The sequence below is a fragment of the Thalassospira sp. UBA1131 genome, assembly GCF_002311515.1.
GTDB lineage: Bacteria > Pseudomonadota > Alphaproteobacteria > Rhodospirillales > Thalassospiraceae > Thalassospira.
In genome coordinates this window covers 38,851-52,786 of the sequence record NZ_DCAO01000090.1, presented here as the reverse complement: position 1 = coordinate 52,786, position 13,936 = coordinate 38,851, and the positions used below count along the sequence as shown (strand labels likewise).

Genomic DNA, 13,936 nt, shown 5'->3' with positions numbered 1-13,936 from the left:
GCCGCCATTCCGGCAACCCTGTTTTCGGCCTACAAGGACAAAACCATCTATGACCTGTGCGCCGCACCGGGTGGCAAGACCATGCAGCTTGCATCCCTTGGGGCGAGTGCAATTGCAGTCGATAAATCCGAAGGTCGCCTAAAACGCGTGTTTGAAAACCTAGAGCGTGTATCGCTTGGTGCAGCCGTTGTTACTGGCGACGCCACCGATCTTGCACCGGATACGCCGCGTGCTGATGCGGTTTTGCTTGATGCGCCCTGTTCAGCCACAGGCACCATTCGCCGCCATCCGGACATTCTGCTGCGTCAGAATGACAAGCTGATGCAATCGCTTCTGCCGATTCAGACCAAGCTGCTTAATCAGGCGGACAAGCTTTTGAATGTCGGTGGAGAGCTGATCTACTGCACCTGTTCGCTGCAACCCGAAGAAGGCGAATATCAGGTCAAATCGTTCCTGGCGGATCATCCGAACTATGAACGCAAAGCCATCACCGCCGACGAACTGGGTGGCTGGGATGAGGCAATCAACGATGCGGGTGAATTGCGCATTCTTCCAATCCATATGGCCGATTTTGGCGGCATGGATGGCTTTTTCTGTGCTCGACTTGTCAAAAAGTCCTGATTTCCGGACAGAAGACTCGGGGTTGGCGCACACAGTGCTGCCATGAATCCCATTCGGGTGACATGGGGGGCAATCTGGGGTATGAAGGCCGCGCATTTCCCATATCCCGCATTTCTTCAGGACCTGTGACGCATGACCACGTCAAACATTAAAATCGCACCTTCGATCCTTTCGGCCGATTTCGCCCAGCTTGGCGTTGATGTCCGCGCTGTTGACGAAGCCGGTGCCGACTATATCCATATCGATGTGATGGATGGCCACTATGTACCAAACATCACCATTGGCCCGGACGTGGTCAAGGCACTGCGCCCGCACAGCGACAAGGTGTTTGACGTGCATCTGATGATCGCACCGGTCGATCCTTATATCGAGGCATTTGCCAATGCCGGTTCTGACATCATCACGATCCACGCCGAGGCCGGCCCGCACCTTCATCGCTCGCTTCAATTGATCAAGTCACTCGGCAAAAAGGCTGGTGTCTCGCTCAACCCGTCGACCCCGGAAAGTGTCATTGAATATGTCATGGACATGGTTGATCTGGTTCTGGTCATGACCGTAAACCCGGGCTTTGGTGGCCAGAAATTCATTCCGAGCCAGCTTGAAAAGATCAAACGCATCCGCAAGATGATTGATGCGACCGGCCGCGATATCGACCTTGAAGTCGATGGTGGCGTAAACCCGGAAATCGCCCCACAGGTGATCGAAGCCGGCGCCAATGTTCTGGTCGCAGGCTCCGCCACCTTCAAAGGCGGCCCGTCTGAATATGCCAACAACATCAAGGCTATCCGCGGCGCGTAACGCGCTGCCTTGCTGATCGCAAAAACAAAAAAAGGCCGGAGCATTGTGCCCCAGCCTTTTTCATATCTGCTTTAAGCGCGCTCAGATCAGAAATCGATGCAGCGACCCTTGTTTTCCCAATCACCAAAGCGGGTCGGCTCCGGACCTTTGGGTCCGCCAATCTCGCGGGCCTTGGCGGCTGCTTCCTTGGCGGCCTTGGCTTCGGCAAGCGCATTAATCGCGTCCTGAGACAATTGTGGTGCGGCTTCGGCCCCCGCAATCTCGTCAGATACCGTATTTGTTTCAGCCTGCGGTTCTGCCTTTTCCTTGGGAACTTCGTGGATGACGGTTTCGCGGAACTTTCCGGCCATTCGTCTTCTCCTGCTTTGGGCGCGGCCCGGTAAATCACATTTTCCAAAGAAATAACGTCCCCAACCGTGATCGGCAAGTCCGCTTGGCTTCGGGGCCAAGTGTCGACAAACCCACATAATTTCAGGCCTTTGGAATCAAACAGGAAATCCTGATGTGGATGCGGACAAAAATTTGGGAAAAACAGACTCTTTCCCGGCGCGCCCAAAGCCGCTATTCCGAGCGTACGAGCAAAACAAGGAGAAACCATGCGTCCAATTCCCCAGCGTATCGCCGAAGAACTTTCGGTTCGTCCGGAACAGGTCATTGCCACCATCGAGATGCTCAATGAAGGCTCCACCGTTCCGTTCATCGCCCGTTACCGTAAAGAAAAAACCGGCGGGCTTGATGACACCCAACTTCGTACGCTGGAAGAACGCCTGCGCTATCTGACCGAGCTTGAAGAACGCCGCGCATCTGTGCTTGAGAGCATCCGCGAACAGGAAAAACTGACGCCGGAACTTGAGGCCGCGATCAACGAGGCAGACACCAAGACCCGCCTCGAAGATTTGTACCTGCCTTACAAGAAAAAGCGCCGCACCAAGGCCCAGATCGCCCGCGAGGCCGGGCTGGAGCCGCTGGCAAATAGCCTGTTTAACGACCCGACGCTTGATCCGGAAATCGAAGCCGCAAAATTTGTTGATGCTGAAAAAGGCGTTGAAGACACCAAGGCCGCACTTGATGGCGCGCGTCAGATCCTGATGGAACGTTTTGCCGAGGATGCCGACCTTGTTGCCAAACTGCGTGACCACTTGTGGAATGAAGGTGAAATCACCGCATCAGTGATCGAGGGCAAACAGGCCGAAGGTGCCAAGTTCTCGGACTATTTCGAGCATTCCGAAAAAATCAAAACCTGCCCGTCACACCGGGCACTGGCGCTTTTCCGGGGTCGCAACGAAGATATCCTGCAACTGAAACTGACCCTTGGCAAAGAAGACGAAGACCGTCCGCGCAGTCAGCCGGGCCGCGCCGAAGTTATGATTGCCGCCCATGTCGGTATTGCCGACAAGGGTCGGGCAGCGGATAAGTGGCTGATGGATACCGTGCGCTGGACCTGGCGCGTCAAACTGTCCCTGTCGATTGAGCTGGATCTGTTTGGCACACTTCGTGACTCCGCCGAGGAAGGTGCGATCAAGGTCTTTGCCGATAACCTGAAAGACCTGTTGCTCGCCGCCCCCGCCGGGCAAAAAGCCACCATGGGTCTTGATCCGGGTGTGCGTACCGGGGTCAAAGTTGCAGTGGTTGATGCCACCGGCAAGCTGGTCGATACCGCAACGGTTTATCCTTTCCAGCCGCGCAATGACGTCGAAGGCGCGATCAACACCATGGCTGCCTTGGCCGCACGCCATCAGATCGAACTGATCGCGATTGGTAACGGGACGTTTTCACGTGAAACCGACGAACTTGCCGGTCAGATGCTTAAACGCTTTCCAGCACTCAAGGCCACCAAGGTCATCGTCAACGAAGCCGGGGCATCGGTTTATTCCGCATCCCAGTTCGCGGCCGAAGAATTCCCCGATCTTGATGTGTCGCTCCGTGGGGCGGCATCGATTGCGCGCCGCCTGCAAGACCCGCTGGCAGAACTGGTGAAGATTGAACCGAAATCTATCGGGGTCGGGCAGTATCAGCATGACGTATCGGAAACCAAACTGGCCCGGTCGCTTGATGCCGTGGTCGAGGATTGCGTGAACGGTGTCGGCGTTGACCTTAACACCGCCTCCATCCCGCTTCTGACCCGTGTGGCTGGCCTGACCGAGACGCTGGCGCGCAACATCGTTGGGTATCGCGACTCCAATGGGGCTTTCCAGTCGCGTGCTGATCTTAAAAAGGTCGAGCGTCTTGGACCAAAGGCGTTCGAGCAATGTGCGGGCTTCTTGCGTATTCGCGGCGCCAACAATCCGCTTGATGCATCGGCCGTGCACCCGGAAGCCTATCCGCTGGTCGAAAAAATCAGCGCCAAGGCCGCCAAGCCGCTGGCGGAACTGATCGGGGACTCGGCCTTTATCAAAACACTCCGCCCCGAAGATTTCGCCGATGACACATTCGGTGTTCCGACCATCCGTGACATCATTGCCGAGCTTGATAAGCCCGGCCGTGACCCGCGCCCGGAATTCAAGACCGCCAAATTCACCGAAGGTGTCAATGAGATCAAGGATCTGCGGACCGGCATGAAGCTTGAAGGTACGGTCACCAACGTCACCAACTTTGGGGCGTTTGTTGATATCGGCGTACATCAGGATGGCCTTGTCCATATTTCCCAACTCGCTGACAAGTTCGTCGAAGATCCCCGCCAGGTGGTCAAGGCCGGTCAGATTGTGTCGGTCACCGTCATGGAAGTCGACGCGCCGCGTAAACGTATCGGGCTTTCGATGAAATCCGCACCGGATTACGAAGGCACGCGTGAAAAGCGCGCCGATGCACCGCGCGGCAACCGTCCGCAGCATTCGTCAGGCCCGCGCCATCAGGGTGGTCAAGGTCGTGGAAATGCCGGTGGCAACGCTGGCGGCGATGGCGGTGCAATGGCCGCCGCACTCAAGGCCGCGATGGAAAGACGCAAGTAACCTATCGCAAAAAGTCTTCGAAACGGCGGGATGGCATACACCAATCCCGCCGTTTTTCTTTTGCGCAGTCATGCCGATCGGATGAATTGACAGAAGACGGTTTAAAACCCATGTTGAGCACTCACCAAGGGGAGCCCCGACAAGGGGGCTGAGAAACTGCCGCGCAGTGACCCTTTGAACCTGATCCAGTTCATACTGGCGTAGGGACGGTGCGAACGCGGATCACGACGTTCTCCATCTTTCCGACTTCGAACTGGGTCTCCATACGCAAAGTTTCTGCATTGGAGCCTCGACATGACGACCGAAATTTCCCAGACCGCGACCGATCTTTTTGAAGGCATGCGTGCGACCAATCCGTTGGTTCAGTGCATCACCAACTATGTTGCGATGAACTATGCCGCCAATGTTTTACTGGCCGCTGGCGCCTCACCCGCGATGGTTCACACACCAGAAGAATCCGGTGAATTTGCCGCGATTGCCGGGGCCCTCACTGTCAATATCGGCACCCTTTCGCCCAACTGGGTCGAAGGCATGATTGCCGCGGCCAAGTCGGCCAATGCTGCGGGCAAACCTTGGGTGCTTGATCCAGTGGCGCATTTTGCCACCGGGTATCGCCGCGATGCCGTGGCAGCGCTTTTGAAATTCAAACCCACCGTCATTCGCGGCAACGCATCGGAAATCATTGCGCTTGGTGGCGGTCAAAGTGCCGGTCAGGGTGTTGATAGCGGCGATCCGGTCGAACAGGCCGAAGAGGCCGCACGCGGCCTTGCCATCGCACAAGGTGCCATTGTTGCCGTTACAGGCGAGGTTGATTTTGTCACCGATGGCAAACGATCCGTGCGCATTGCCGGTGGATCGGACCTGATGCCGAAAGTCACCGCCACAGGCTGTTCGCTGACCGCGCTTGTTGGCGCCTATCTTGCGGTTGCACCGGATCAGGCGTTTGAAGCCACCGTTGCCGCCCTTGGCAATTTTGCTGTGGCAGGCGAAATTGCTGCCAAAACGGCAAACGGCCCGGCTTCCTTCATGACAGCCTTTATCGATGGACTGCATCGCCTTGATGCCACGACTTATGCCAAGAACCTTCGGATCAATGTTCTATGAAGTCGTTTGATCTGTCGCTTTATCTCGTGCTTGATCCCGATCTGTGTCGCGACCATTCGATGGTGGAAACCACGATGGCCGCGATTGCAGGCGGTGCCACCCTCATTCAACTGCGCGATAAAAAGGCCGGGACCGAGGGCCTCATTCGCGTTGGTCGGGAATTGATGAAGGCGATGGAAGCCACAAACGTCCCACTGATCGTGAATGATGATATTGATGCCGCCATTGCCATTGGTGCACATGGCCTGCATGTCGGTCAGGATGATCTGCCATCGCAAATTGCCCGCGACCGCCTTGGCCCGGACAAGATCATCGGCCTGTCGATTGAAAGCGAAGATGTCGCGCAAAAGGTGGACCGCACGATTGTCGATTATGTCGGTATCGGCCCGATATTTGCCACTGCAACCAAGCCCGACCATAAACCGGCAATCGGATTTGACGGGCTTGAAAAACTGGTGCGGATGGTCGGCCTGCCATCGGTTGCGATTGGCGGGCTTAAGGGTGAACATGCCCTGCCGGCACTTGAAAGCGGTGCTGACGGCATTGCCGTTGTCTCGGCGATTTGTGGACAGCCCGATCCAAAACAGGCCACCGCATATATCGCCAAAAAACTCAAATCAGCGCGGGCTTATCTGTCGCAGTAACCTTGGGCTTTCGCGGTTCAGATCTGCAATGATCAGGGCTGTTATGGGGCACAAAACGCATGGCTGTTGCGCCCAAATAACAATGACCGGCACGGAAATGCCCCATTTGCGCCGTTAATTTTTCGGCTTCGTAGCGCAAGTTATCAGGCATCAACCAAGAACAACCGCGCGAGGAAGCCATGCTGAGATCTCTGCGTAGTAAGCCGGTTGCCATTGCCCTGATTGGGCTTATGACGATCACGACAGCCGGGCTGGCTGCAATCAAGGTCGCACCCAAACCGACCACCGACAGCGTTACCATCCATTCAGAAATGGTTCGGGGTGAAGTGACCCTGCGCCACCCGGATGGCACCATCGCCATCAGGCGTGATTGCGTCCGGTTCCCGTGCAAGATTGACATCTCGTCGCTTAAACGCGGGGACTACGATGTCACACTGACAAATGGCGACGAAAGCCAGAAGATGGTAGGACTCTACAAAGAGTAGGCATCCCGCCTGCGCGAAGACCCAAACCGTTCAAATTTTTCCGGAAAATCCGGGAACGTTTTGATGGCCTGAATGTTCATCATATATCGAACCATTCAAAGGTAACGTGGCGATGCGTTGCATAAACGCTCTTGCGTGCTAGATAAAGTAGCACGGGTAACCACCCGGATGCGCCAGTCGGCCCGGCAACAAAGGTTTCCAAGATGTTGCACGGGATTTTCACTTTTATCGACGGCGCAAAAAGGGATATGTTGCGTTACCGCACAGATTAATAATGAAAGTCGAGGAACTGTATCATGGCACTTGAACTCCCAGCACTTCCGTACGCATACGACGCGCTTGACCCGTATATGTCGGCTGAAACCCTCGAGTTCCACCACGACAAGCACCACAATGCTTATGTCGAAACCGGCAACAAACTGCTCGAAGGCAGCGGTCTTGAAGGCAAGTCGCTTGAGGAACTCGTTGTTGCGACCTATGGCGACAAGGACAAGGCCAAGCTGTTTAACCAGGTCGGTCAGCACTGGAACCACATCGAGTTCTGGAACATGATGAAGCCGAATGGCGGTGGCAACATCCCGGGCGAACTCGAGAAGAAAATCGTCGAAGACTTCGGCTCGGTTGATGCTTTCAAAGAAGCTTTCACCACCGCCGGTGTTGGTCAGTTCGGTTCCGGTTGGGCATGGCTGTCGATGAACAAGTCGGGCAAACTGGTCGTTTCGGGCACCCCGAACGCTGAAAACCCGCTGGTTCACGGCATGACCCCGCTTCTGGGTTGCGATGTTTGGGAACACTCCTACTACATCGATTACCGCAACCGTCGCCCGGACTATATCAAGGCGTTCCTGAACGACCTGGTAAACTGGGAATATGTTGCAGAGCGTTTCTCCAAAGCTGGCTAATCAGCCGACGCTTTGAGACTGAATTACAAAAAGCGGCTCCTTCGGGGGCCGCTTTTTTGTGCGCGCAACACAAACAATGAAAAACCCCGCCGGCGAACCGGCGGGGTTTGGATAGAACATAATCAGACGTGTGATCAGATATCGAATTTAATACCCTGTGCCAGCGGCAGCTCGCGGGAATAGTTGATCGTGTTGGTTGCGCGGCGCATGTAACCTTTCCACGCGTCCGAACCGGATTCACGACCGCCACCGGTTTCTTTTTCACCACCGAACGCACCACCGATTTCCGCACCGGACGGACCGATATTGACGTTGGCGATACCGCAATCGGAACCGACCGAGGACAGGAACAGTTCGGTTTCGCGCAGATCGGTCGAGAAGATGCACGACGACAGTCCCTGCGGGACGTCATTCTGAAGCGCGATGGCTTCTTCAAGGTTCTCGTAGGTCATGACATAGAGGATCGGTGCGAAGGTCTCGTGCTTCACGGTCTCGGTCTGGCCCGGCATTTCAACCACCGACGGGGTGACATAGAACGCGTTCGGATATTCAGATTCCAGGGTACGTTCGCCGCCATGCACGGTGCCGCCGTCTTTCTTGGCATTGGCAAGCGCGGCCTGCATGTTGGTAAAGGCTTCTTCGTCGATCAGCGGACCAACCAGAACACCATCGGCCAGCGGATCGCCAATTTTCACAGACTTGTAAGCCGCAATGATTTTCGGCAGCAGCTGATCCTTGACGTCCTTGTGAACGATCAGACGACGAAGCGACGTGCAACGCTGACCACAGGTGCCAACAGCCGAGAACACAACCGCACGCACGGTCATGTCCAGATCGGCCGACGGGGTCACGATCATGGCGTTGTTACCGCCAAGTTCAAGAATGGTACGGCCAAAGCGTTCGGCAACACGCGGAGCAACTTCACGGCCCATGCGGGTCGAACCGGTCGCCGAAATCAGCGCGACATCGCGGCTGTCGGTCATGATTTCACCGATTTCACGATCACCGACAACAACCTGATGCAGATTGGCCGGTGCATCATCGAATTTAGCAATCGCCTTTTCCAGGATCTTCTGGCAGGCAAGGGCAGTAACCGGGGTCTTTTCCGACGGTTTCCAGATCACGGCGTTGCCGCAAGCCAGTGCAAGGGCGGTGTTCCATGCCCACGGTGCAACCGGGAAGTTGAACGCGGTAATCAGGCCAACAACACCCAGCGGATGCCAGTTTTCCATCATTTTGTGGCCCGGACGTTCTGACGCGATGGTCAGACCATAGAGCTGACGCGACAGACCGACTGCGAAGTCGCAGATGTCGATCATTTCCTGCACTTCGCCAAGACCTTCCTGATAGATCTTGCCGCATTCAAGCGATACGAGACGGCCCAGCGGTTCCTTGGCCGCGCGCAGTTCTTCACCCAGAAGACGCACCAGCTCGCCGCGACGCGGACCGGGAACCTGACGCCATGCGCCAAATGCCTTTTTGGCGTTGCCGATAACATCAGTCATCTCGGCCGGGGTGGTTTCGGTGACACTTGCGAATTCCGAACCGTCAACCGGGGTCTGGACACTGAGGGTGCCATTGGCAATCTCTGCTTCGGACAGACCAAGTTCGGTCAGAATGGATTTGTAGCTCACAGTAAAACTCCCTTCGTTTTAAACTTTCCGGCGCGGATCACCGGCAAATTCGATCTCTGTTCAATCCCTGATATCCGCCACCTTGGGCAGCAGTTTGGCGATGATGGCAAAGGCCTCATCGACCTGATCAAACGGAATGGTCAAAGGTGCCAGCAGGCGCACCACATTGGCGTGTTCACCGCTTGGCATTAACAATAGCCCGTTATCACGGGCCAGTTGCAACAAGCATTGCAGACGTTTGGGTGACGGTTTGCCGTCATCTGCAATCAGTTCAAAGGCACGCATCGCCCCGATCCCGCGCATGTTGCCAATCACATGCCCGCCGGGCAGATCGCGCAACCACGCGATATGGGTGGCGTATTTTTCACCAAGCTGCTTGGCACGGGCGGTAAGCTTGTCGGCCTCGAGCACCTCAAACACACCGGTCGCCGCGGCACAGGCTACAGGATTGCCGGAATAGGTGCCGCCAAGCCCGCCCGGCGCCAGCGCATTCATGACATCCTCGGCACCGGTAATGGCGGCAAGCGGGAAGCCACCGCCAATGCCCTTGCCCATGACAAGGATATCGGGCGCAACGCCGGCATGCTCAATGGCAAACATCTTGCCCGTCCGGGCAAAGCCCGACTGGATTTCATCGGCAATCAATACCATACCGTTTTCATCACACAGGCGACGCAGGGCGACAAGAAACGTACCTTCCGCGGCACGAAAACCGCCTTCGCCCTGAACGGGTTCGATCACCACCGCCCCGACCGACGCCGGATCGGCGGAAACGGCAAACAGCTTGGTGATGGCGGCCATCGCATCATCAACAGATACACCGGTTTCGGGGCAAGGATATGGCAGATGCCATACCGGCCCCGGCAATGGACCCAGCCCGGTTTTATAGGGTTTGGTTTTACCCGTCAGCGCAAGGGTCGCGAGCGTCCTGCCATGGAAGCCGCCCTCAAAGGCGATCACCCCGGTGCGGCCGGTAAAGGCGCGCGCAAGCTTCAGCGCATTTTCCATCGCCTCTGCCCCGGAATTGGTCAGCATTGATTTTGCCGGACCTTCAATCGGGCAGTTTTGAGCCAGCCACTCCGTTACCGCGACATAGAGTTCATGCGGCAACGCATTATAGCAGCTGTGGGTAAACCGTTCGCACTGGGCGGCAACACGTTCCATCACCACCGGGTTGCGATGCCCGACAGTCAAAACACCGATCCCGCCAATAAAATCGATATAGCGTTTGCCATCGACATCCCATGCCTCGGCATTAAGCGCGCGATCAAGATAGACCGGATGCACATTGCGCACGCCGGCAGACACAGACATGGTCGCACGGTCGCGCATCTGCGTGCTTTTCTGGGCTGGTTTGGTGTTTTCGTCACGGGGCATGTGGGGCTGCTCCGACCTTTTTGTTAATGATTTAAATGACGTTCAGTTCAAGCACCGGCGCATTGTCGCGAATGCGCTCATAGCCAAACACCGACAGATCAAGGGTTTCATAGCCGTTTGTTGCGATCAGTTCTGCAATACCACGACCGACAGCCGGGCTTTGTTGCAAGCCATGGCCCGAGAACCCGTTGGCAAAGATAAAGTTCTTAACGTCCGTGTGACGGCCCAAAATCGCGTTCTGATCGAGTAGGTTATAGGAATAATGACCCGCCCAGGCATTGACGACCTTGATCGCCTCAAACCGTTCACACCGCTCATACAGACCCGGCCAGATGATGTCGTCAAACAGGCTGTGATCGACGTCGAAATCCCAGCATTCCGGATCGCGATCCTTGGGGGGGGCAATGCCGGTGATGAAAAACTCGCCTTCGGGGCGGACATAAAGGCCGCTTGGATCAATCAGCATCGGGCAGGACGCGCTGATGTCTTCCACGTCCCGGCAGTTGAATACAAAGATGCAGCGTTTGCGTGGCTCGACCGGAATTTCAAGGCCGGCCATCCGGGCGACCTTTGATCCGCCGGTGCCCGCCGCATTGACAAGCTGTCCACAGCCGAACCGACGACCGTCCTTTAGAACCACACCGGTGACCTGATCACCATTACGCAGGACCTCGACCACTTCGCCGTCAATGTAATCGGCACCACGACGGCGGGCCTGTTTGCGAAATGACTGCATCAGGCAATAGGCATCAAACCAGCCTTCGCCCGTGCGTCCCCAGCAACCAGCCGCCAGATCGGATGTGTTCATCCACGGGTATTTCTGGGCCAAATCATCGGGCTCCATCCAGATGATGTCACCGCCAAATTCGGTTTGCGTTGCGTGGTTTTGGCGCAGGATATCGCGGCCCTGATCGGTGGCCAGAATGAGATAGCCCTTTTCATGCAGGGCGATGTCGACTTCGGGATCAAGATCTCGGTTCAGATTACGCAGGAACTGAATGCCATAGGCCGACATTTCAATATTGATCGGGGTCGAGAATTGCTGGCGGATTGAGGCCGCCGACAGGGCCGTCGAACAGAACTCGTAGGTCGAGTCTTTTTCAATCACCAGAACCCGGCCCTTGAAATCATCACGGCCCGTCAAATGCCATGCGATGGAACTGCCGATAACCGCACCACCGACGATGATCACATCATAATTTTCGTCAACAGAACCCATTCTTGCCTTCTACCCGATGCAAATTGTTACTTTCCGGCCATTGATGAACCGGCATTTTGCGGTGGTGCGCTGGAAACCGTTACCCGAATGAAGGGGGAGCCATCCTTCCAAAACATTCCAAAGTAACAGCATTCCAGCGCGGTTGGCTTTCAGCCCAAACGCTTCTTGGGGTGGCGCGAGGAGGCTTTGAACCGTTTAAAACCGTACGCCTTGGCTGCACAGCAAACAAACGATATATTCGCACCATATCATTCCGTTTTGTTATGAACTGGTTTTGCCATGCGTCGCGTCCTGCCATCCCTTACCGCCCTGCAATTCTTTGAAAGTTCGGCCCGTCATCTGTCTTTCACCCGCGCGGCAGAGGAACTGAATGTCACGCAAAGCGCAATCAGCCGTCAGATCCGTGCGCTTGAGGAATATCTGGGGCGTGACCTTTTTCGCCGTGTGAAGAAACGCCTGAAACTGACCGCGGCCGGTGAAGCCTATGCCGCACAGGTGCGTGACCTTCTGGATCGGGCAGAGGCCGCCACACTTCAGGTCATGGCTTATTCCGATGCGGGCGGGATGCTTAATGTCGGGACGCTACCAACCTTTGGCGCGCGCTGGCTTGTGCCGCGCCTTGGTGATTTCAAGGCAACCTGGCCGGACATTCAGCTCAATCTCATTACCCAGACGCGGGAATTTAATTTCGACCGCGAAGGTATTGATATTGCCATTCACTTTGGTGAAGACAACCTGCCGGGCTGCGTGACACACCGTTTGATGGGGGAAACCTTGATTGCAGTCTGTGCGCCCAAGCTGCTTAAGGAAAATGACGATCTGCCGATTGCCCGCGAACGCGTGCGCAACTGTACCCTTTTGCAGCATTCCACCCGACCGCGTGCATGGCAGGACTGGCTTGCGGCCACCGGCGTTGCCGTGGTCGATGAATTGGCCGGCCCCCGGTTTGAGCATTTCCACATGGTCATTCAGGCCGCTGTGGCGGGACTTGGGCTGGCACTTTTGCCGGAATTTCTGGTGCGTGAAGAACTCGAAAGCGGGCGTCTGGTCGCACCCTTTGATGTATCCATCCCCAACCAGCACGCCTATTACGTGGTTTATCCCAAGGAAAAGGAAAACAACTTCGCGGTCCGCGCATTTCGGGACTGGCTGATTGCAACCTGTCGCACCGAACAGGATGACCGCGCCATTCCGTCGGGCACCGCCGCCTGATCCTTACCGAATTTAGTTAAACGGTTGGCGACCTAGTCCGCGCCAATCTTTGCGGACGATCCTGCACGCATCGCCGCACAAAGTTGAACGGCCACAACAACAAACAGGAAGTAGAGCGCCACCTGCCAGTCGCCCAGAAGGTCATGCAAGGCCCCAAACAAAACCGGGCCGATGGCAGCAAACAGATAGCCCACCGATTGCGCCATGCCCGACAGTCGTGCCGACGTTTGCGGATCTGCTCCACGCATGCCGACAAGGGTCAGCGCAATGCTGATCATGCTGCCTTGTCCAAGCCCCATGCATACCGCCCAGACATAGGGCAATTCGGTGGTGGCAAAGACAAAGCCCGGAATGGCGATGATCAGCGGAATATGCAGCACCAGCATCGCCAGTTTCTTGTTGGCAATCCTCGAATAAATCAGGGGCGCACCAAAGGCGGCCGGAATGCCAAATACGTTAAACAGGGTCAGAAGGGTCGCGGCTTCGGCCTCGGAAATTCCGTGATCAATGAAGACTTTGGCGACCCAGGCCGTGCCGGTATAGAACATCAGCGACTGACAGCCAAAGAACAGCGCCAGCCACCAGGCTTCGACATTTTTCCAAAGCGAAATACGCGCAACCGGCGCCGGTGCCGCGCCGACATGGCGATAGCGTAACATCGGCAGCCAGCAGACAAAGGCAATCGCGGCAAACACCGCCCAAACACCAAGCGACCAGCGCCAATCACCATCCGCCGCATTTCGGATCGGGATCGAAACAAATGCCGCGATCGTCGCACCGCTGGACATGGTGAAGGTGTAAAGGGCAGTCACCAGTGCCACATGGGTCGGGAAGCTGCGCCTTACCAGTGACGGGGTCAGAACATTCAAGACCGCAATGGCGGCACCCAAAATGATGGTCCCGACCACCATGATATCATAGGCCCCGCTGGCGCGAAGCCCCTGCCCGATGGCGATGAACAGCAACATGGTCAGAAGGGTCGCTTCGAGACC

The 13,936-nt window shown here is 56.2% G+C and carries 13 protein-coding genes and 1 riboswitch; of the genes, 8 read left to right on the top strand and 5 right to left on the bottom strand.

The window, feature by feature from the left end; genetic code table 11:
* The coding region (locus tag B3Z49_RS13800; RefSeq protein WP_296991904.1) for an RsmB/NOP family class I SAM-dependent RNA methyltransferase at positions 1 to 621 on the top strand (621 nt) is incomplete at its 5' end.
* Positions 622 to 753: 132 nt separating this feature from the next.
* Positions 754 to 1,419, top strand: a complete 666-nt coding sequence (gene rpe / locus B3Z49_RS13795) for a ribulose-phosphate 3-epimerase (protein WP_063086540.1) — start codon at positions 754 to 756, stop codon at positions 1,417 to 1,419.
* Between the two features lie 86 nt (positions 1,420 to 1,505).
* On the opposite strand, the gene B3Z49_RS13790 is transcribed toward rpe, so the two are convergent.
* Positions 1,506 to 1,769, bottom strand: a complete 264-nt coding sequence (locus B3Z49_RS13790; RefSeq protein WP_296991900.1) for a DUF1674 domain-containing protein — start codon at positions 1,767 to 1,769, stop codon at positions 1,506 to 1,508.
* 246 nt (positions 1,770 to 2,015) lie between these two features.
* Between B3Z49_RS13790 and B3Z49_RS13785 the strand changes: the two genes are divergently transcribed.
* The 5 genes from B3Z49_RS13785 to B3Z49_RS13765 all read left to right on the top strand — a co-directional run bounded on the left by B3Z49_RS13785 (position 2,016) and on the right by B3Z49_RS13765 (position 7,502).
* Positions 2,016 to 4,367 carry a Tex family protein gene (locus B3Z49_RS13785; RefSeq protein WP_296991897.1) on the top strand — a complete coding sequence of 784 codons (2,352 nt, stop codon included), beginning with the start codon at positions 2,016 to 2,018 and terminating at the stop codon, positions 4,365 to 4,367.
* Positions 4,368 to 4,484: 117 nt separating this feature from the next.
* Positions 4,485 to 4,591: riboswitch (TPP riboswitch) on the top strand.
* Positions 4,592 to 4,661: 70 nt separating this feature from the next.
* On the top strand, positions 4,662 to 5,471 hold the full coding sequence (gene thiM / locus B3Z49_RS13780) for a hydroxyethylthiazole kinase (protein WP_296991894.1): 810 nt from the start codon (positions 4,662 to 4,664) through the stop codon (positions 5,469 to 5,471).
* Entirely contained in the window at positions 5,468 to 6,115 is a 648-nt protein-coding gene (gene thiE / locus B3Z49_RS13775) for a thiamine phosphate synthase (RefSeq protein ID WP_296991891.1), read from the top strand. The genes thiM and thiE overlap by 4 nt, the downstream gene beginning before the upstream one ends.
* A 179-nt stretch (positions 6,116 to 6,294) precedes the next feature.
* Positions 6,295 to 6,600: a hypothetical protein gene (locus B3Z49_RS13770; RefSeq protein ID WP_064780124.1), complete on the top strand. Its 306-nt coding sequence runs from the start codon at positions 6,295 to 6,297 to the stop codon at positions 6,598 to 6,600.
* 296 nt (positions 6,601 to 6,896) lie between these two features.
* Positions 6,897 to 7,502: a superoxide dismutase gene (locus tag B3Z49_RS13765; protein WP_064780125.1), complete on the top strand. Its 606-nt coding sequence runs from the start codon at positions 6,897 to 6,899 to the stop codon at positions 7,500 to 7,502.
* A 134-nt stretch (positions 7,503 to 7,636) separates the two neighbouring features.
* On the opposite strand, the gene B3Z49_RS13760 is transcribed toward B3Z49_RS13765, so the two are convergent.
* From B3Z49_RS13760 to B3Z49_RS13750, 3 genes are read right to left on the bottom strand one after another with little or no spacing between them, the layout of a single operon-like run.
* Positions 7,637 to 9,136, bottom strand: a complete 1,500-nt coding sequence (locus B3Z49_RS13760) for an aldehyde dehydrogenase family protein (protein ID WP_296991887.1) — start codon at positions 9,134 to 9,136, stop codon at positions 7,637 to 7,639.
* A gap of 60 nt (positions 9,137 to 9,196) precedes the next feature.
* On the bottom strand, positions 9,197 to 10,513 hold the full coding sequence (locus tag B3Z49_RS13755; protein WP_296991884.1) for an aspartate aminotransferase family protein: 1,317 nt from the start codon (positions 10,511 to 10,513) through the stop codon (positions 9,197 to 9,199).
* Positions 10,514 to 10,544: 31 nt separating this feature from the next.
* Positions 10,545 to 11,732: an NAD(P)/FAD-dependent oxidoreductase gene (locus B3Z49_RS13750; RefSeq protein ID WP_296991881.1), complete on the bottom strand. Its 1,188-nt coding sequence runs from the start codon at positions 11,730 to 11,732 to the stop codon at positions 10,545 to 10,547.
* 279 nt (positions 11,733 to 12,011) lie between these two features.
* On the opposite strand from B3Z49_RS13750, the gene gcvA reads away from it, so the two are divergent.
* Positions 12,012 to 12,944: a transcriptional regulator GcvA gene (gene gcvA, locus B3Z49_RS13745; RefSeq protein ID WP_210515628.1), complete on the top strand. Its 933-nt coding sequence runs from the start codon at positions 12,012 to 12,014 to the stop codon at positions 12,942 to 12,944.
* A gap of 32 nt (positions 12,945 to 12,976) precedes the next feature.
* On the opposite strand, the gene B3Z49_RS13740 is transcribed toward gcvA, so the two are convergent.
* The coding region (locus B3Z49_RS13740) for a CynX/NimT family MFS transporter (protein ID WP_296991874.1) at positions 12,977 to 13,936 on the bottom strand (960 nt) is incomplete at its 5' end.

What these genes read in the sequence shown, in the direction of transcription:
- rpe (WP_063086540.1), top strand. Translation starts at nt 754, where the DNA reads ATGACCACGTCAAACATTAAAATCGCACCTTCGATCCTTTCGGCCGAT.
- B3Z49_RS13790 (WP_296991900.1), bottom strand. Translation starts at nt 1,769, where the DNA reads ATGGCCGGAAAGTTCCGCGAAACCGTCATCCACGAAGTTCCCAAGGAA.
- B3Z49_RS13785 (WP_296991897.1), top strand. Translation starts at nt 2,016, where the DNA reads ATGCGTCCAATTCCCCAGCGTATCGCCGAAGAACTTTCGGTTCGTCCG.
- thiM (WP_296991894.1), top strand. Translation starts at nt 4,662, where the DNA reads ATGACGACCGAAATTTCCCAGACCGCGACCGATCTTTTTGAAGGCATG.
- thiE (WP_296991891.1), top strand. Translation starts at nt 5,468, where the DNA reads ATGAAGTCGTTTGATCTGTCGCTTTATCTCGTGCTTGATCCCGATCTG.
- B3Z49_RS13770 (WP_064780124.1), top strand. Translation starts at nt 6,295, where the DNA reads ATGCTGAGATCTCTGCGTAGTAAGCCGGTTGCCATTGCCCTGATTGGG.
- B3Z49_RS13765 (WP_064780125.1), top strand. Translation starts at nt 6,897, where the DNA reads ATGGCACTTGAACTCCCAGCACTTCCGTACGCATACGACGCGCTTGAC.
- B3Z49_RS13755 (WP_296991884.1), bottom strand. Translation starts at nt 10,513, where the DNA reads ATGCCCCGTGACGAAAACACCAAACCAGCCCAGAAAAGCACGCAGATG.
- B3Z49_RS13750 (WP_296991881.1), bottom strand. Translation starts at nt 11,732, where the DNA reads ATGGGTTCTGTTGACGAAAATTATGATGTGATCATCGTCGGTGGTGCG.
- gcvA (WP_210515628.1), top strand. Translation starts at nt 12,012, where the DNA reads ATGCGTCGCGTCCTGCCATCCCTTACCGCCCTGCAATTCTTTGAAAGT.